17 protein-coding genes are annotated in these 19462 nt (G+C 47.9%); 9 read left to right on the forward strand and 8 right to left on the reverse strand.

Translation table 11 applies throughout. From position 1 onward, the window contains the following. The first annotated feature begins 14 nt into the window (after positions 1–14). The 4 genes from BMW79_RS07095 to scpB all read left to right on the forward strand — a co-directional run bounded on the left by BMW79_RS07095 (position 15) and on the right by scpB (position 4700). A complete protein-coding gene (locus tag BMW79_RS07095; protein WP_218150288.1) occupies positions 15–1628 on the forward strand; it encodes a RagB/SusD family nutrient uptake outer membrane protein in 1614 nt (537 codons plus the stop codon). Between the two features lie 103 nt (positions 1629–1731). Further along, positions 1732–2313 (forward strand): DJ-1/PfpI family protein, encoded by a 582-nt coding sequence (locus tag BMW79_RS07100; protein ID WP_089892422.1) that lies wholly within the window; start codon positions 1732–1734, stop codon positions 2311–2313. A gap of 169 nt (positions 2314–2482) precedes the next feature. Then, positions 2483–3367 (forward strand): ATP synthase F1 subunit gamma, encoded by an 885-nt coding sequence (gene atpG / locus BMW79_RS07105; protein ID WP_089892425.1) that lies wholly within the window; start codon positions 2483–2485, stop codon positions 3365–3367. Between the two features lie 118 nt (positions 3368–3485). Continuing rightward, entirely contained in the window at positions 3486–4700 is a 1215-nt protein-coding gene (gene scpB / locus BMW79_RS07110) for an SMC-Scp complex subunit ScpB (RefSeq protein ID WP_089892429.1), read from the forward strand. A gap of 61 nt (positions 4701–4761) precedes the next feature. Here scpB and BMW79_RS07115 read toward each other — a convergent pair whose 3' ends face one another. The 7 genes from BMW79_RS07115 to pheT all read right to left on the reverse strand — a co-directional run bounded on the left by BMW79_RS07115 (position 4762) and on the right by pheT (position 11934). Beyond that, complete coding sequence (locus BMW79_RS07115; RefSeq protein ID WP_089892432.1) at positions 4762–5583, reverse strand: purine-nucleoside phosphorylase; 822 nt, start codon at positions 5581–5583, stop codon at positions 4762–4764. 23 nt (positions 5584–5606) lie between these two features. Then, positions 5607–6395, reverse strand: a complete 789-nt coding sequence (locus BMW79_RS07120; protein ID WP_089892435.1) for an SDR family oxidoreductase — start codon at positions 6393–6395, stop codon at positions 5607–5609. Positions 6396–6408: 13 nt separating this feature from the next. Further along, on the reverse strand, positions 6409–7020 hold the full coding sequence (locus BMW79_RS07125) for a 3-keto-disaccharide hydrolase (RefSeq protein ID WP_089892438.1): 612 nt from the start codon (positions 7018–7020) through the stop codon (positions 6409–6411). A 126-nt stretch (positions 7021–7146) separates the two neighbouring features. Next, entirely contained in the window at positions 7147–8706 is a 1560-nt protein-coding gene (gene rny / locus BMW79_RS07130) for a ribonuclease Y (protein ID WP_089892440.1), read from the reverse strand. Between the two features lie 171 nt (positions 8707–8877). Further along, positions 8878–9171 (reverse strand): cell division protein ZapA, encoded by a 294-nt coding sequence (locus BMW79_RS07135; protein ID WP_079469557.1) that lies wholly within the window; start codon positions 9169–9171, stop codon positions 8878–8880. Positions 9172–9187: 16 nt separating this feature from the next. Continuing rightward, positions 9188–9496, reverse strand: a complete 309-nt coding sequence (locus BMW79_RS07140) for a hypothetical protein (protein WP_089892444.1) — start codon at positions 9494–9496, stop codon at positions 9188–9190. Between the two features lie 8 nt (positions 9497–9504). Continuing rightward, positions 9505–11934 (reverse strand): phenylalanine--tRNA ligase subunit beta, encoded by a 2430-nt coding sequence (pheT, locus tag BMW79_RS07145; RefSeq protein WP_089892448.1) that lies wholly within the window; start codon positions 11932–11934, stop codon positions 9505–9507. Positions 11935–12470: 536 nt separating this feature from the next. Between pheT and dnaB the strand changes: the two genes are divergently transcribed. The 3 genes from dnaB to BMW79_RS07160 all read left to right on the forward strand — a co-directional run bounded on the left by dnaB (position 12471) and on the right by BMW79_RS07160 (position 16266). Beyond that, positions 12471–14042, forward strand: a complete 1572-nt coding sequence (gene dnaB / locus BMW79_RS07150) for a replicative DNA helicase (RefSeq protein WP_089892451.1) — start codon at positions 12471–12473, stop codon at positions 14040–14042. A gap of 105 nt (positions 14043–14147) precedes the next feature. Further along, positions 14148–15560 (forward strand): MATE family efflux transporter, encoded by a 1413-nt coding sequence (locus BMW79_RS07155; RefSeq protein ID WP_089892455.1) that lies wholly within the window; start codon positions 14148–14150, stop codon positions 15558–15560. A 1-nt stretch (position 15561) separates the two neighbouring features. Further along, positions 15562–16266: a 16S rRNA (uracil(1498)-N(3))-methyltransferase gene (locus BMW79_RS07160; protein WP_089892457.1), complete on the forward strand. Its 705-nt coding sequence runs from the start codon at positions 15562–15564 to the stop codon at positions 16264–16266. Positions 16267–16662: 396 nt separating this feature from the next. On the opposite strand, the gene BMW79_RS07170 is transcribed toward BMW79_RS07160, so the two are convergent. Further along, positions 16663–17688 carry a quinone-dependent dihydroorotate dehydrogenase gene (locus tag BMW79_RS07170; RefSeq protein ID WP_089892462.1) on the reverse strand — a complete coding sequence of 342 codons (1026 nt, stop codon included), beginning with the start codon at positions 17686–17688 and terminating at the stop codon, positions 16663–16665. A gap of 157 nt (positions 17689–17845) precedes the next feature. On the opposite strand from BMW79_RS07170, the gene BMW79_RS07175 reads away from it, so the two are divergent. Both BMW79_RS07175 and BMW79_RS07180 read left to right on the forward strand, forming a co-directional pair. Then, on the forward strand, positions 17846–18364 hold the full coding sequence (locus tag BMW79_RS07175; protein WP_089892465.1) for an RNA polymerase sigma-70 factor: 519 nt from the start codon (positions 17846–17848) through the stop codon (positions 18362–18364). 99 nt (positions 18365–18463) lie between these two features. Then, complete coding sequence (locus BMW79_RS07180) at positions 18464–19441, forward strand: FecR family protein (protein WP_089892468.1); 978 nt, start codon at positions 18464–18466, stop codon at positions 19439–19441. The last annotated feature ends 21 nt before the right edge of the window (positions 19442–19462 follow it).

Genomic DNA, 19462 nt, shown 5'->3' on the forward strand with positions numbered 1-19462 from the left:
TAAAAGAAAACGTTATGAAATATACTATTCCCATCATACTGCTGCTGGCTGTTGCAGCAACATCCTGTAATAAAATGCTGGATGAGAAAGTTGTAACCAACGTAACAGATGAGTTCTATAATACCAAGGCGGGCTTTCAAACCGCTGTTACCGGTTCTTACGTATCCATGCGTGTTTTTTATAGTACGGAACGCGGCATGACTTTAACCGAAACAGGAACAGACATTTATACCAACGGTTCTGACGGCGACTTCAAATTTACCAGTCAGTATACCTCCCAGCTGGATTCCCGCTATGCACATACCCGGGAAATATGGAACAGTTTTTATCAAACCATCAATACCTGTAACGTAGTGGTAGACCGTGCCACCAAAATTACAGACCTCGATGAGCCCACCAGGATCAAAGGGGTGGCAGAAGCGAAGTTCTGCCGGGCACATTACCATTTTATCCTGATGGAAATGTTTGGCGCCATACCTTTACGCCTGAACGAAAACACCGCAATCGTCACTGAAGCACACCGGGATTCCGTATCCGCTATTTATGATGCGGTGATTGCGGATCTGCAGGCGGCTGAAAAAGACCTGCCTAATACACAGTCTGAGTGGGGCCGTGCTACCAAACCAGCTGCAGAACACCTGCTGGCAAGGGTATTCCTAACCCGTGCCTCTTCTCCGCAGGCCAAGCCTACGGATTATGCAGATGCTGCCAAATATGCGGATATGGTGATCAAAAATTACAGTTTCCAGTTGCTCGACGATCCTGGAAAAATATGGGCACAAGGCAACGAGAACAACGCAGAAACTATTTTCGCCGCCCAGTATACCACTGATCCTTTGTATGGTTATGCAGATAATAACGCCTGCCGTTTCTTCCTGATGCAGTATGATGTACTCAAAGGCATGAAACGCGATTTGCCCAACGGTACGCCCTGGAAACGCTTCCGCCCTACAAAATTCCTGATCGATACCCTGTATAAAGACCGCATCCATGACGTGCGTTACGATAAATTCTATACTACCACCTGGTTTACCAATGCGCCGATCGACAACCTGAAAAGTGGAGATACGGCTGTATATCTGCCTGGTTACGACGTAACAGATGCGCAGATTGCAGCTAAACCGTACCTGCTGGTGCCGCCAAGACTGTATACCGAAAAGCTGTATCCGTCGCTGAACAAGTTTGCGGATGCACTGCGTCCGGATAACCAGGCTTCCGGTGTAAGACCTTTCATCGCTTTCCGCCTGGCAGAAACTTATCTTATCAAGGCAGAGGCATTGATGATGACCGGCGACAAGCAAGGCGCAGCAGATGCCATCAATGTGGTACGTATGAGAGCAGCCCGTACTGGCGCTACTCCTGCGGAAACACTGGCTAACCGCGAAGCCATGAAAGCCACAGCAGCGGATATGACCATCGACTATGTGCTGGATGAAAGAGGCCGCGAACTGGTAGGTGAACAATTACGCTGGTTTGACCTGAGCCGTACCAAAAAACTGGTAGAAAGGGTACAGTTGCATAATGAGCAGGCAAGGGCTAATATCAAGGCTACACATATGCTGCGCCCTATTCCACAAGATCAGATAGACCGTTCTTCAAATCCATTCCCGCAGAACCCGGGTTACTAACAGGATATGTTAAAAAAGCAACGGAGACCATACTATATGGTCTCCGTTGCTTTTTTTAGCAGTCATGATTGCTTATATTTAGCAACATAAAAATTTCAATCCTATGGCACAGAAGAAGATATTGTTACTGACAGGAGATTATGCAGAAGATTATGAAACCATGGTTCCTTTTCAGATGCTGCAAATGATCGGACATGAAGTACATGCGGTTTGTCCGGATAAGGCAGCAGGTGAAAAGATCAAGACCGCCATCCATGATTTTGAAGGCGACCAGACTTACAGCGAAAAGCCCGGTCATGGTTTTGTGCTCAATGCAACATTCAATGATATCGCCGGTGCAGACTATGATGCACTGGTAATAGCCGGCGGCCGGGCTCCGGAATATCTGCGGCTGAATAAAAACGTACTGGAACTGGTAAAGCACTTCTTCCTGGAAGATAAACCGGTGGCAGCTGTTTGTCATGGTATCCAGATCCTCACGGCTGCGGATGTGGTACGTGGAAAGAAACTAACCGCTTACCCGGCAGTAGCGCCGGAGGTAACGGCTTCAGGCGGCACCTATATGGCGGTAGCAGTACATGAGGCGGTAGTAGATGGCAAACTGGTAACAGCACCCGCATGGCCGGCCCATCCGCAATGGATCGCCGCCTTCCTGCAGGTACTGGGAACCAGCATTACCCTGTAGTTGTTGTATATGTATAAATGATTGATTATGAGTTAAGGAAAGAAAGTTTAAATTATCTTTCCCCGGATTTTCAAATTAAACTGCCATTGCTTACCTTTGCAGCCAAATTCAGGAGGCTATCCCTGCGTTGGCAAATTGATAATTCGTAATTCGTAATTGATTTTTATATATGTCCGGACAGCTTAAAGAAGTTCGTAACCGAATCAAGTCTATTCAATCTGGTCAGCAGATCACGAAAGCCATGAAAATGGTGAGTGCTGCTAAATTAAGGCGTGCCCAGGATGCTATCATGCTGATGCGTCCATATGCCGTAAAGCTCCAGGAAATGTTACAGAATATTGTTTCCAACAGCGAAGGCAATATCGATACACCACTGGCGGCACAGCGTGAGGTTGAAAAAGTACTGGTTGTGGTGATCACTTCAGACAGAGGTTTGTGCGGCGCCTTCAACTCCAACCTGATCAAAACTGCTAAACGCGTTATCCGCGAGAAGTATAATGAGCAGTTTGAGCAGGGCAAGGTAGACATCTTACCAATTGGTAAAAAAGGATATGATCACTTTGTACAGAACGGTTATAAAGTAAATGACAAGTTCTGGCAGCTGTTTGCCAACCTCAATTTCGATCACGTGAAAGAGGCGGCCGCAGTAGCTATGCAAGGATTTATCGATGGAACCTATGATGCAGTTGAAATCGTTTACAGCGAATTTAAAAACGCAGCCACCCAGGTATTTGTAGCAGAACAATTCCTGCCGATTGCCAAGGTAGAAAATTCCGACAAAGGTGGTCTGAAAGCAGACTTCATCTTCGAACCGGAAAAAGATACCCTGATCGCAGAACTGATGCCTAAAATCCTGAACACACAGTTCTTCAAAGCAGTACTGGATTCTCATGCTTCTGAGCATGGCGCCCGTATGACCGCAATGGATAAGGCAACAGAAAACGCCAGCGAAATACTCCGTTCCCTGAAGATCTCTTACAACCGTGCCCGTCAGGCAGCCATCACCACCGAGCTGACAGAAATCGTGAGCGGTGCAGCAGCATTGGCTGGCTAAGCTTTGTAAGGCATTATTAAGACTAAGTCAACAACTGAATTAATATTTTCAGATTAGGGTCAAAGACTGTATTTTCGGTCTTTGACCTTTTTTGTAAATCCACATCTCCTGTTAACGTATGGAAATATCACAGATCATCCCGCACGTGGAAGCATTAATATTTGCCGCCGACAGGCCGTTGCCTTTGCTGGAAATAGTGGATCTGCTTAATAACGCATTGGCCTTCCTGGAAGACCGTACCAACCTGGACCAGGTGGAAGCCGCCATGGAAGCTATCAGGGAGAAATACAGCTCTGAGTTTTATGCTTTTGAAGTCCGCAGCAGCGGCGGGGGCTATCAGTTCCTCACCAAAAAAGAATATTACCAGACCGTTGCCCAGCTCAATGGCGATAAATTCCTGAAAAGATTATCTACCGCCGCCCTGGAAACACTGGCTATCATTGCCTACCGGCAGCCTATTTCCAAAGGGGAAATTGAATACATCCGTGGGGTGAGTACCGATTACTCTATTCAGAAATTACTGGAAAAAGAACTGATCGTGATCACCGGCCGTAGCGAAGATCAACCCGGTAAGCCATTGCTGTATGCCGTTTCCCGCTCCTTTATGGACTATTTCGGGCTGGCCTCTATGGCCGATCTGCCAAAGCTGAAGGAATTGTTTGATGAAGAAATCATACAACCTACCCTCATCAACGACGATACTGCTACCCTGGGTCGCGGCGAACATAGCACCCATACCGCTGAAACCGCCCACTCTCTGATGGTATCGGAAGATGGCGAACTGCTGGACCCCGACCATAAACTGGATGATCTCACCACTGCCCAGCCATCCGAAGAGGAGCCACCAGCTTCCGAAGATGAAGAAGTAGAACCGGATGACGAAATCGTTCGCTTTGATGATATCATCGAAGAAGTAAACGAAGAATTCAATAACCGGGAAGACGACGAAGACGAAGTAGGAGAAGATACCGCTTACGGAACTACTCCCACAGCAGCGCAGGAAGACGAAAAAGACGAAGATCCGGATGATATTATCGAGGACAGCATCTCCGGAAAAGAAAACAACGAAGTCGCTATAGAAGAAGCCGCAGATGAAGAAGACGAGGAAGAAGATGATGATGAGGAGGAGGACGACGAGGATGAAGATGACGAAGATGCTGACGGCATCGTAGAAGACGACATCATGGGTGAAAAGCTGTTATCAGTGGGAGGCAATGATGACCAAGAAGAAGAGGAAGAAGAAACAGAAGAAGAAGAGGAAAATGAAGATGAAGACAAGAAAGATGACAAAGAAGCCGAAGACGATGATGACGACGAAGGATTCTGGAAATAGTATACTTTATATAAAGAGCGGCTGTACCTGACTGGTGCAGCCGCTCTTGTTTTATAACTACTTATAAAGCCGCCACCACGGTAGCAAAAAGGCTGCTCAGGCGTTTATCCGCCTTACCCGCTACGGCAATAATTTCTTCAATAGATACCGGATGCAGATTATCGGGATCGCATTCATCGGTTACCACAGACACCGCTGCGCAAGGGAGTTGCAGCTGATTAGCCACAATTACTTCCGGTACAGTGCTCATTCCTACCAGGTCGGCACCTATCATGCGCAGAAAACGGTATTCCGCCCGGGTTTCCAGGTTAGGCCCCATTACAGATACATAAATACCTTTTTTCAGCGGATGGCCCATAGCGGTGGCTGTTTGCTGTAATTTTTCTCCCAGCACCGTATCATACGGGCAGCTCATATCCGGGAAACGGGGACCATAAGCCGGTGAATTGAGCCCGCGTAACGGGTTTTCCGGCTGCATATTGATATGATCATCCAGTAAAATCAGGTCGCCCTTTTTAAAATCGGGGTTCATACCGCCGGCGGCATTGCTCAGCAGCAGCTGTTGAATGCCCAGCGCTTTCATGACGCGCACCGGGAAAGTGATCTGCTGCATCGTATAGCCTTCATAGTAATGAAAGCGGCCCTGCATAGCTACTACCGGTGTATCGTTGATATGTCCGAGGATCAGGTGTCCTTTATGTGATTCTACGGTAGATTCCGGGAAATGAGGAATCTGCTGGTAAGGAATGGAATGGGCTATTTTAATATGATTGACCAGTTCTCCGAGACCGGTACCCAGTACTACACCCACGCGTGGGGTTTCAAAGGAAAAAGATTGCAGATAAGTGGTAGCCGCAGCTATTTGTTGCAGTAACAGGTCCATATGCGCTTAAAATTTGCTGCAAATTAATTCCCTTTGCGCGCAATCACATAAAACAGGGGTGGAAAATATCTTTTGAACCACAGCAGGATCTTTTCTTCCCTTGCGATGAGCACTACTTTTTTTCGTTTACGCATGGCAGTGAGGATGCGGCGGGCGCAGAATGCTACTGACAGTCCTTTTTCCTGGTGCGGGTCCATTTTACCATAAGGAGAGCCGTCGGCAGTGATGGCCGAGTAAGTGATGGGCGTATGGATACGGCCCGGGCAAATGAGGGTGGTATATAAGCGGGGAATGGGTTGCTCCGTTTGCAGTGTTTCAAAATATCCCTGCAACGCGTGTTTGGAAGCATTGTAACCGGAGCGCCAGGGGTAACCCATTAATCCGGCCATGCTGCTGATCACGATGATCTGTCCGCCGCCCTGTTGTTTGAAATGAGGTAGCAGGGCCTGGGTAAGCATAACAGCGCCAAAGAAATTCACTTCCATCAGCTGGCGTACAGCTGCAACGGAGGTGTCTATCAGTTTGGACCGCTGGGTAACGCCGGCGTTATTTACCAGTATATCTATTTTTCCGAAGAAGCTGATGGCGTGTTGCGCACCTTGCTGCACCTGGTTTTCGTCGGTAACGTCCATCAGGAGTATTTCACAGTGCGGTGTATACAGCCGGCATTCGTTGCGCACGGCTTCCAGGGCGGCCTGGTTCCTGGCAGCGAGTATGAGCCTGGCTTTTTCTTTTGCCAGCAAAAGCGCCAGCTCATGGCCTATACCCGAGCTGGCGCCTGTAATAAGGATCACTTTATCCGTAAAGTGCATTCGATGCGGTTATTTACGATTTTAAAGGTACCAGCTTGATGTTTTTCCATCTTACCTTGATACCACCACCGGAGTGGATCTGCAGGGCTATCTGGCCATTGGCAGCACCGATTTTATCGTCTTTCAGGGTAATCATTTCATGACCATTCAGCCAGGTGGTAACATTGTCGCCCTGTACCCGTACTTTCATGGTGTTCCATTCTCCCATCTTCAGGTATTTTTCTTTTTCTTTATCCGGTTGGATCAGCCATCCACGGCCGTAAGACTCATAGATACCGCCGGTGTGCATATTGGGCGGCGCTACTTCTGCCTGCCAGCCACTGATTTTGGTACCATCCAGGGAAGAGTGGAAGAATACGCCACTGTTACCATCGGCTTCCTGTTTGAATTGTACGGTAAGTTCAAAATCTTTGTACTGACCATCGGTAGCCAGGTAGCCGTATTCTTTATCCGGACCGCTTTCACAGATCAGCTCTCCTTTATCTACATACCACTTTTCGGTACCATGTATTTTCCAGCCGTCGAGGTTTTTGCCGTTGAATAAAGACTGTGCTTTCTGCGCATATGCGCCGGTTCCCATTAACAGGGCGGTGCCCAGCAAGCAATTGAATAAGGTTTTTTTCATAACACTGCTAATATTTAGTGATTTTTCAAATGAATGAATGACAATTCTGATGGATAAAAAAAGTCCCCCGTTATCAACGGAGGACCCTAATATAATGTGTAATTCGTAAATTTTTACATCAGAAAACTATCTTGCAATGTTCACTGCTCTTTTTTCACGGATTACGGTTACTTTAATCTGGCCAGGATACTGCATTTCTGTCTGTATCTTATTGGCAATTTCGAAAGATAAACGGTCTGCATCTCCATCAGATACTTTATCACTTTCTACAATAATACGTAATTCTCTACCGGCCTGGATAGCGTAGGCTTTTTCCACACCATCATGTGCCAGGGCCAGGTTTTCCAGGTCCTTGATACGTTGCAGGTAGCTTTGCATGATTTCACGGCGGGCGCCAGGACGGGCGCCGCTGATGGCATCACAGGCCTGTACGATCGGGGAAATCACATATTGCATTTCCATTTCATCGTGGTGGGCGCCGATCGCATTTACTACTGCGGCGTGTTCACCATATTTCTCCGCGAGCTTGGCGCCGAGTAAGGCGTGGCTCAGTTCAGTTTCTTCATCAGGTACTTTACCGATATCGTGCAGTAAGCCGGCACGTTTGGCAAGTTTAGGGTTCAGTCCCAGTTCAGCCGCCATTACCGCGCAAAGGTTAGCGGTTTCTTTAGAGTGCATGAGCAGGTTCTGACCGTAGGAAGAGCGGAAACGCATTTTACCTACGAGACGGACAAGTTCTTTATGCAGGCCATGGATACCCAGTTCTATCACGGTTCTCTCACCGATGTCCATTACCTGTTCTTCCAGTTGTTTCTTTGTCTTTTCTACCACTTCTTCAATACGGGCAGGGTGGATACGTCCGTCCTGTACCAGTCGTTGCAGCGATAAACGCGCAATTTCACGACGCAACGGATCGAAGGAAGACAGTACAATTGCTTCCGGGGTATCGTCTACAATCAGATCCACACCGGTAGCGGCTTCAATAGCACGGATGTTACGGCCTTCACGTCCAATGATCTGACCTTTGATTTCATCGCTTTCCAGGGTAAACACCGTGATGGTATTTTCAATGGTTTGCTCTGCAGCAGTACGCTGGATGGATTGTATAATGATTTTCTTGGCTTCCTTGTTCGCTTTTAATTTAGCGTCTTCAATGATTTCCTGGATATGAGAGAGGGCCTGTGAGCGGGCTTCTTCTTTCAGACTTTCTACCAGTTGGTGTTTCGCTTCTTCTGCGGTTAAGCCGGCTACTTTTTCAAGGCGGCGGATATGCTCTTCCTGGTGTTTTTCCAGTTCAGTACGTTTGATGGTGACGAGTTCCATCTGACGGTTCAGGCCATCTTTAATGGCTTCGTTTTCGTTTAACTGTTTCTGGAGTTGCTCGTTCTTCTGATTTACACCCTGCTCTTTCTGTTTGATCCGGTTTTCTGATTCTCCCAGTTTCTGGTTACGTTGCAATACCTCTTTCTCATATTCGCTCTTCAGCTGCAGGTATTTTTCTTTGGCTTCCAGGAGCCTGTCTTTTTTCAGGGTTTCTGCACTGATTTGTGCATCTGCAATGATCTTCTTAGCCTGTAGTTCAGCTTCGTCTATTTTATGCTGCGTATTTTTGGCAAAAATCACCTTTCCCAGCACAATTCCTATGATTAATGCTAATACGGCAGCTATTGTTAGTGTAACATCCATATGAATTATTTATACTTGATTTATGTAGTATTCTCATACCCAGATCGCTGCTAAAACACGACAGGGGCGAGAACTGACCCGCGAAAATACAAAAAAATAGCAGTTAAAGCGTCTTTGATACGTGATAATTAGCCAATTAGCTAATTCATTGTTAAGCAACGGGTAACGTGGTTAACCCAGTGCCTGGTTGATAATTTCTTCCAGCTTTTCCAGCTTTTCCTGCAAGAAAGGCGCAGTGCTCGCCTGTGCTTTGCCGCCGCTGGTTACAGGGTGTGTGGCGTACATGATAAGGGCCATAGCAATATAGTCCTGCAGGTCTTTTCCTGCATAGGAGGTCTTAAAATCGACGATCTTCTCATTCACTTCCTTCATAATACGGCGTACCTCCGCTTCTTCTTCCGGTTTGATCTTGATCCGGTAAGAGCGGTCGGCTACGATGATATTAACGGGAATGAGTTGTTCCATGATGTATGATTTTAGATCAGCTGTTCAGTAATGCGATGCAGCGGTCAATTTCTTTGATGTAATCATTGATTTTGCCACGGATCTCCTTTCTGAACGCGTCGTCTTCTGCTGCTATGGTGGTACCTCCCTGGGCGGTGGATGCAATTTTCATGAGTTGCAGCCTTTCCTCCAGTCCCTGTACCGCCTGCTGCTGCTGTTGCAGCGCCTGTTGCTGTATGGTTACTTCTTCTTTCAGCAATACATTCTCCGCCTGTACCTGCTGGAGCTTTTTTACCAGCAGGTGCAGTTTCTCTTCTACGCGTTGAATGTATTGCTCCAGAACCATTTAATATACTATTTTCTTATCTCCGCCTGTAACTGCGTTTCAAACGTTTTGATAAGTTTGTCCATTACACTGTCAATTTCCTTGTCTGTCAATGTTTTCTGAGGATCCAGGAAGGTGAAGCTTACGGCGTAAGACTTCTTATTCGCTCCCAATTTTTCGCTCTCGAACACATCAAACAGGTTTACCTGTTGTAACAGGCTGGATTTTACGCTGCGGGTAGCCGCTTCCACGGCAGCAAACTTCACTGACTTGTCCAGTACGAGTGCCAGATCCCTGCGAACTGCCTGGAATTTCGGAATTTCCTTGTAAAAGTTATCACTTTTTTGCAAGAGTCCCAGTATTTTATCCCAGTTGAAGGTAGCGAACCATACGGCCTGTTTGATATCGAACTGCTTCAGCTTGGCTGCAGGCACGCCTCCCAGCGTTACTACCACCTGGTTCTTCACCTTGATATCCCAGGCAGGCTGTAAGCCCGCTTCTGTGTTTTCTGCCCAGACAAACTGTTTGTAACCCAGTTGTTTAAGGATATTGATCACAAAACCTTTCAGGAAGTAAAAGTCGACCGGGCTGGATTTATGCAGCCAGGTTTCCGCTGTTTGCTTACCGGTCAGGTATAATACCAGGTGATTATTTTCGCCATAGCCTTTTTCCAGTACCTGGTAAGTTTTACCGAATTCAAAGAACAGGAGGTCTTCGTTTTTGCGGTTCAGGTTGTGGGCTACGCTTTCAAGGCCGGTTTCCAGCATGGATGGGCGCATGATATCCAGTTCTACGGTGAGGCTGTTCATCATTTTTACCGCCGTTTCCAGCACTTCCGGTGTGTAGTACTTGCTGTTGGTGATGGAATTGGTAAATATTTCATTGAAGCCATTGGCAGCCAGGTAGTCGGCCACTTTTTCCTTTACGCTTTCTGCATCCGGTTGGGCAGACAGCGCCGGGGAGATGGTTATTTTGGAAGGTATTTCAATGTTATCGAGCCCGTCGATGCGCATTACTTCTTCCACCAGGTCGGCCGGCAGGCTGATATCCGGTTTGCTGAACGGCACGGATACGCGGAATCCTTCGGCAGTTTCAGCCAAAAGCTCGAAGCCCAGGCTGCGCAGGATGTTTTTGATTTTATCATCCGGGTAGTTACCGCCGCTGAGCTTACGGATGTAGTTATAAGTGGTTTCTACCTGTGTTTTTACTTTTACGGAAGGGTATACATCGATGATATCAGATGCTGCTTTACCGCCGCTCAGTTCACAGATGAGACTGGCAGCGCGTTGCAGGGCGAATACCACGTTGGAGATATCCACACCTTTTTCAAAGCGGGTGGCAGCATCAGTGCGTAAACCATGGCGGAAAGAAGTGGTACGGATACCACCGGCGCTGAAAAAGGCGCTTTCCAGGAAAATGTTGTGGGTATTGTCGGATACGCCGGAATGGGCGCCACCGAATACACCTGCTATACACATGCCTTCGCCTGCGCCGTTGCAGATCATGAGATCAGCGGCATCAAGTTTACGTTCTTTATCATCCAGGGTCACGAAAGGCGTACCGGCAGGGAGGTTTTTCACTACCACTGCATTGTCTTTCACCGCTGCTGCGTCGAAAGCGTGCAGGGGCTGCCCGGTTTCATGCAGGATGAAGTTGGTGATATCCACGATATTGTTGATAGGGCGTACGCCGATGGCGGTGAGCCTGGCTTTCAGCCACTCTGGGGACGGCGCTACCTGGACGCCGGTAATGGAAATACCGCTGTACCGGGGGCAGGCATCTGTATTTTCGATGGTAACGCTGATGGATAAAGGAGCGTCTGCTTTGGGCAGGGCCTTGATTTCCGGCAGTTGTACCTGGTATTTATGGGTTTGTTCTATGTTGTTGAGAAATGCGCAAACGTCTTTCGCCACGCCGATATGGCTCATGGCATCCATGCGGTTAGGGGTAAGTCCTATTTCGAAGATGTAGTCCTGTGCGGGTTTAAATACTTCGCTGGCAGGGGTACCGGGTTGCAGGGAGGCGTCGAGTACCATGATGCCGTCGTGACTGTTGCCCAGCCCGATTTCATCTTCTGCGCAGATCATGCCCTGGCTTTCTTCGCCACGGATCTTTGCTTTCTTCATGGTCAGCGGTTCGCCGTCCAGCGGGTAGATGGTGGTACCGATGGGAGCTACCACTACTTTTTGTCCTACGGCTACGTTTGGAGCGCCGCAAACGATGTGCAGGGGCTCACCGTTGCCGGTGTTCACGGTGGTGAGTCTCAGTTTATCCGCATTGGGGTGCTTTTCAGCCGTCAGTACTTCTCCGATCACTAATCCAGCCAGACTTCCCTTTACTGCTTCAAATTTCTCCAGGCTTTCTACCTCCAGGCCTATTCTGGTTAAAATGGTAGATAGTTCCTCCGGTGTAGGCTTCACCGGTAAATAATCACATAGCCAGTTGTATGAAATCGTCATTTATCTGCTCGGTTTATATAAGTGGCGTAAAGTTAACAACAATAGCGGAAAAAGCGGACGTCAGAAAGCAAAAAGCGGCGAGGGTGCAGGGAGCAGGGGAAATAGCAGAATGGTAAAGGGCCAGCGGATTGGGTTCCGGCTGTTTCTGGCCGGGGTTTTTAACTCCAATCCGGCCATGGCAAAGCATCTGCGTTGCATGTGGAAAATCTTTTTACACAATGTGTGTGAATAATCGGACCTTTGCATGGGAATTTCTGGTGTTTTAGTGGATAACCATATACCTGTCAGTGGATAACTGACATTTTGTATGTGTATAACCTGTGTATGGAGCTTAATAAATATAATAACTAAAGAGAGGGTATTAATCGGAAAAATGCCTTTACCTTAGTTTGTACGGCTTGAAAAAGTTTACAATTTCTTAAAGTAGCTATACCCCTGATGAATGCGGGAAAAATGCATAAATCGATTGTAAAAACAACTGGAAAGGCCCATTGACAGTAACCTTTTATTAACTTTTTTTAATACACTAACCATAAATGGATCTCAATCTTAAGAAGGACCGCAATGTGCGCAGAAAACCGTCCATTGATGTGTCATCCTTGGTGTATGGCAAGATACCACCACAGGCTAAAGAATTGGAAGAAGCTGTTTTGGGAGCCGTAATGCTGGAAAAAGGTGCATTCGACACCGTTATTGAGATATTGAAAGGGGAGTGTTTTTATGTAGAAGCTCACCAGATTATTTTTAGTGCGATGACCCGCCTGGCAGGCAAATCTATGCCGGTGGATATCCTTACCGTAACAGAAGAGCTGAAATCCATGGGCTCACTGGAACAGATCGGCGGACCATTTACCGTTATGAAGCTCACCAACATGGTGGTGTCTTCCGCAAATATCGAAGCACATGCCCGTATTATCCTTCAAAAATTTATTCAGCGTGAACTGATCCGTATTTCGGGTGAAATTCTCACCGAGTCTTATGAAGACACGGCCGATGTATTCGACCTGCTGGACAGCGCCGAGTCTAAATTGTTTGAAGTAACCAATAATCACCTCCGTAAAAACTACGATTCCATCGACCGCGTACTGGTAAACACCATGAAGCGTATCGAGGACCTGCGTAACAAGGGAGATGATATCACCGGGGTGCCTTCGGGCTTCCCTTCACTGGATAAGGTAACCTATGGCTGGCAGTCTACGGATCTGATCATCATAGCGGCCCGTCCTTCTGTGGGTAAAACCGCCTTCGCGCTGAACCTGGCGCGTAATGCGGCCCTTCACCCCCGCTTCCCGAAAGGTGCAGCGGTATTCTCTTTGGAAATGTCCTCCGGCCAGATTGTACAACGTATCCTCTCGGCCGAGTCGGAAATAAAGCTGGAAAAGATCTCCCGTGGTAAACTGGAGGAATATGAAATGAAGAAGCTGATGACCCACGGTATCGAACGCCTGGCAAAAGCACCCATCTTCATCGATGATACCCCGGCCCTCAACATCTTTGAATTACGCGCCAAATGCCGTCGACTGGTTCACAATCACGGTGTAGGCGTTATCATCATCGACTACCTCCAGCTCATGAGCGGCAGCAGCGATGGTAAAGGGTCCAACCGTGAACAGGAGATCAGTAAGATTTCCCGCGACCTGAAAGGACTGGCAAAGGAGTTACAGGTACCGGTGATCGCCCTCTCACAGTTGAGCCGTGATGTGGAAAAACGTAAGGACGGTAACAAGATGCCGCAGCTGAGTGACCTCCGTGAATCGGGCGCCATCGAGCAGGATGCGGACATGGTAATGTTCCTGTATCGTCCTGAGTATTATGAAATCAACACCAATGAAATGGGCGAATCCAATAAAGGTGAAACCCACGTTCGTATAGCCAAGCACCGTAATGGTCAGCTGGATACCATCCGATTAAGAGCCGTACTGGAATTCCAGCGTTTTGAAGATGATGGCAGTATCGATAACCCTGGTGGCGGCAACAGTTATTCCGCAGGGATCACCCGGCCACAGCAAGGCGGCGGCGGCAATGACGAAGCGAAACTGTACATACAGAAGGGATCCAAGATGAACGACATGAACTTCGACGAAGGATTTGAAGATGCTCCATTTTAGCACATAAAAGATATTAGCTAAAGCCGGCATCGCAAAGATCGCCGGCTTTTTTTATGGGTTTTTGTAAGATGAAAACCCCGCAAACACCAAATAATAGCGCAATCAATGAAACAACTGTATTTAAAATACAAAGGTCATTACAAAGACAATTTCAGCTTAGCCTATCCTGTAGTTATTTCCCAGCTGGGACATACCTTAGTAGCATTATCGGATAGTATTATTATCGGCCATACCGGGAAAGTACCCCTCGCCGCCGTGTCACTGGGGAACGGGTTGTTCTCCGTATTCATGGTGGCCGGTATCGGGATGTCGTATGGGCTAACCCCGCTTATTGCACAGGAAAACGGACGCGGTAACAAGGGGGCTATCGGGCACCTGCTCAGTCACAGCCTGATCATTAATATGGTGGTAGGTATATTGTTATCTGCCGTTATTTATGTGGGCAGCAGTCATTTGTCGTTCCTGCACCAGGAGGGCGATGTAGGAGATCAGGCCCGCCCCTTCCTGCGTTACCTTGGTTTTTCCTTTATCCCCTTGATGTTGTTCCTCTCCTTCAAGCAGTTTGCAGAAGGACTCGGCTTCACCCGTCAGGCCATGAACATCAGTATTGTTGGTAATCTCCTGAATATTGCGATCGGTATCACGCTGGTATATGGTTTATTCGGTATGCCCAAAATGGGGGTGATCGGGGTGGGTATTGCCACCTTTACCGACCGGTTGATCATGGGGATCACCATGGCATTTTATGTGCTCCGGGCTCCCCGCTTCAAGCCTTACCTGCAGTCGTTCGGCTTCAGGAACCTGAAAGCAGCGGCCATTAAAAAAATACTGGGTATCGGTACGCCGGTGGCCATGCAATACCTGTTTGAAGTGAGCGCTTTCAGTGGCGCCGCCGTAATGGTAGGCTGGATGGGCGCCGCAGAACTGGCCGCACACCAGATTGCACTCAGCCTGGCGGCTATGACCTATATGATGGCCAGTGGTATTTCCGCCGCAGCCGGCATCAAAAGCGGTAATAACTTTGGTAAAAAGAACTTCGGGGAATTGCGTTTGTCGGCCATCGCCAGCTACCACATGGTGCTGTTGCTGATGGGGGGCGCGGCCTTGTTGTTCACCCTGGGCAATCACCTGCTGCCCTCCTTCTATATCCAGGATCCACAGGTGATCCTGATCGCTTCCCGCCTGCTGATCATTGCTGCCTTCTTCCAGTTGTTTGACGGAATGCAGGTAGTAGGATTAGGCATCCTGCGCGGATTGGGCGATGTGCGCGTACCTACCGTGATCACCCTGCTGGCATATTGGGTACTGGGTATTCCTTTGGGCTATTTCCTGGGTATTACCCTCGGCTATGGCGTAGAAGGCGTATGGTGGGCGCTGTTGCTCGGTTTGCTGACCGCTTCCGTACTGCTGTTTGTGCGTTTTCATATCAAAACAAAAAAGTTATCCGCACAGCAATACATTAACGAAGATGAGGACACCGCTTCTTATCTTCGCAAATCAATATCATCAAAAGAATAGTATGGATTTGCCAGTTTTTTTTGCGCCGGATCTGCTCACCGACGCTCCTGCATATACGATGAATGAGGATACATCCAAATACTGTATCCAGGTACTTCGTCATGAAAAGGGCGATAAAGTACTGCTGGCAGATGGGCGTGGGCATAAGTTCACCACAGAGATTACAGACGATAACCGCAAGAAATGTGTGGTGAAAATATTATCCGTGGAAACAATGCCCGCGCCGGAGCGCTCGCTCCGCATTGCCATTGCCTTTACCAAAAATGCTTCCCGTATAGAATGGTTCCTGGAAAAGGCCACTGAAATCGGGATTCAGACTATCATTCCACTGGTGAGCCAGCGTACGGAAAAGGAGAAGATCAAGGCAGAAAGATTGCAGAATATCCTGGTATCGGCCATGCTGCAATCGCAGCAGTTTTATTTACCGGAATTGCAGGAGCCACAGGCATTTGATAAGCTGGTGAAAAATAACAGAGATGCACAACGGCTTATTGCGCACTGCTTACCGGAGCAGAAAAGTCCGTTGCAGGAAACCATGCAACCTGGAAAGGATACCCTGATACTGATTGGGCCGGAAGGCGATTTTACACCTGATGAAATAAAACTGGCGCTGGAACAGGGTTTTATACCCGTTTCACTGGGTAATACCCGTCTGCGTACAGAAACAGCCGGAATGGTGGCTGTTACCCTGATGAATACCATCTGATCATTATCTCCCGATATAAAAAAAAACAGGTAAACGCACAATGCGTTTACCTGTTTTTTTATGTCCCCTGGCCGGCCGGGAGGTAGAGCCCCGCCCTATATAAGCCATATCTAAAATATAGTTCAGCGCCATATACCCCATACCTATAAGATAGCTGTTATCTATATCTTGGATACTGGAATAGGTTGTCTTGTCCTGGGATAGATTTACTGGTTGGTTAAATGCTCTTGTGTGAACCATTGGTTACCCTGATAGGGGTTTATAATCAGGCTTTTCTCGTCTTTTTCATGGTGATGGCAGTATTCGATTTTTTGTGATCAGGTAATTATTGGCGGTAACGCATAAAAAAAGGCCGGAACATCTTCCGGCCTTTTCCTTTTATATTTTTTACAGGAGTTATTGACGTAATCCTGCGCAGATCTGCTTTACGATAGTGGGGCCTTCGTAGATGAAACCGGTATATACCTGTACCAGTGAAGCACCGGCATCCAGTTTCTCCTGGGCATCTTCTGCCGTGAAAATACCGCCCACTGCAATAATGGGAATACTGCCCTGGCTGTGGGTATGGATATAGCGGATCACTTCTGTGGCTTTCCTTTTTACGGGCAAGCCGCTGAGGCCACCGGCGCCGATATCGGTGATGGTGGCGGCAGGGGTTTTTAGTCCCGCGCGGCTGATGGTGGTATTGGTAGCTACAATACCGGCCAGCTTCGTTTCCCGTACAATTTCGATGATATCATCGAGTTGTTCGGTAGTGAGGTCTGGCGCTATTTTGAGTAAGATGGGTTTTGGTTTTACTTTCTGCGAGTTCAGTACCTGCAGGTGGTGCAGCAGTTGCTTTAACGGCTCTTTTTCCTGGAGGGCGCGCAGGTTGGGGGTATTGGGAGAACTTACGTTCACTACGAAATAGTCTACCACGTCGTACAGGGCGTGAAAGCATTTTTCGTAGTCGCTCACAGCATCTTCGTTCGGGGTCAGTTTATTTTTCCCGATGTTACCACCTACGATGATATTGGATTTTTTGCGTTGTAATCTTTTGGCAGCGGCGGCAGCACCTTCATTGTTAAAACCCATCCGGTTGATGAGGGCTTTGTCTTCCGGCAGACGAAAGAGGCGTGGCAGCTCATTACCGGCTTGTGCCAGGGGAGTAACCGTCCCGATTTCCACAAATCCGAAACCCAGGCAGGCCAGTTCATCAATGTATTTGGCGTCTTTATCGAAACCGGCGGCCAATCCTACCGGATTGGAGAATTTCAGTCCGAATATTTCGCGTTCCAGTCCTTTTGTTTTTACGCCGCAGAAGGCGTTCAGAACATTCTTGCCCAGTGGCAGGGAATAAATTGTCTTCATTCCACGCATAACGCTGTGGTGAATACTTTCCGGCGGATAGCGGAAAAGGAAGTTTTTGATCAGGTTGTACATTGCGGGGCAAAGATAAGCATTACCCGATTGGGAGCAAAGCTGGTGGCCTTTTTAAAAATCAAAAAAGTTAAAATCGCTGTTATCGGCATAATCCGCCGTATTCGGGGCAAGACAAAGGCTGCCGGAATAAAAAACCTTATTATATTTGCGGCTCATCATGCTGGAGCTCCAAACATTTGAAGCATTATTTAAGGAAAACCATGCGCATTGCCTGGCCTTTGCTACCCACTACACGGGCGATTCCCATGTAGCGGAGGAGATCGTACAACAGGTGTTCCTGCGGTTGTGGGAAAAACGGGAAACGATTACCATCACAGGGCCGGTGAAAGCATACCTGTTTTCTGCCATCCGTAATACCGCCATTAGCCAATGGCGCAAGGATGTTGTGCGCTCAGAAAAGGAGACCGGTTACAGCAAGGTAAAGGATACGACGATCAGCGCAGGGGAAGAAGTAAAGGAACTGGAGCAGCTGTACCGTCAGGCACTTGAAAGGTTGCCGGAGCGCTGCCGCGAAGTATTTGTGCTCAGCCGCCAGCAGCATATGAAGTACGCGGAAATCGCGGAAGCGATGAATATTTCCGTTAAAACGGTGGAAAACCAGATGGGCAAGGCCCTGAAGATCCTCCACCAGGAATTGAAAGAATACCTGCCACTGCTGACAGGCTTCTTATTTTAAAAATATTTACGGTCGCATAGGGGCTTCATTATTTCCCATGCGTCTTATTACTATATTGCCGCCCACGAGGGCGATGACTGTAAAAACTTACAACAACTGATGACACCATCTTTTCCCAACGAGGCAATGCCCGATGAGGCACTGTATACCTTGCTCTGCAAGTATCTGCTGGATGAAGCAGATACGGAAGAGCGTGCGTGGGTGGAAACATGGAAAGAAGCAGATCCCGGTAATATGGCCCTGCTGGTTTCACTGGGGAAAGTACTGGATACTGCTGCCGCCAATGAAAAAACGGTAGCCGCAGATACTCCGTATGCCTGGTCGCAGTTGCAGGAAAAAATGGACGACAAACCGGCATTGATTGCTATCCGGTCCAAACCACGCTTTACCTGGCTGAAAATTGCCGCCGTACTGCTGATCGCTTTGGGCGCCGGATGGTGGTTCCTGTTGGGCAACAAGCCCCAGGAAGTTTATGCAGGTCCGGTACATACCACCTTAACCGATGGTAGTAACGTGCAGTTGTCTGATGGTGCGAAACTTGAAGTGGCCAGGGGCTTTAATGAAAAGAACCGGAAAGTGACGCTGACAGGTACCGCTTCTTTTGATGTAAAAGGCAGTGCTGCCAATCCATTTGTGATCACCCTGGGGCACAACGAAGTAAAAGTACTCGGTACCCGCTTTATGATCGACTACCAACCCGGCGCCGCTACACTCAAAGTGCATGTGAGCAATGGTAAAGTAATGGTGATAGATCATGATAAGCAGGATAGCGTGCTGCTCACAGACGGAATGCTGCTGCAGAAAGATAATGACAGACCCGCCTTCCGCATTGCGTCTCACGTAACGGATATGGGAAAAAGATCTTTGTCTTTCCAGGATACCCCGCTGGAAGAAGTATTACATACCATCACAGAAGTATACGATATCAAAGTGGAAGTAATGGATACGGATCTGCTGAAATTGCCTGTCCGTGCCGACTTTACCGGTGAATCAACAGAAGATGTGATGAAGTCGCTCGCGCTCATGTTGAATGCACACTACGAGAAAGTAAACGACCGTCAATACAAATTAAAATAGCTTTTAAGCGTTGCACGCTTA

Origin of the sequence: Chitinophaga arvensicola (assembly GCF_900110835.1) — a bacterium.
In the GTDB taxonomy this organism is placed as follows: Bacteria; Bacteroidota; Bacteroidia; order Chitinophagales; family Chitinophagaceae; genus Chitinophaga; species Chitinophaga arvensicola.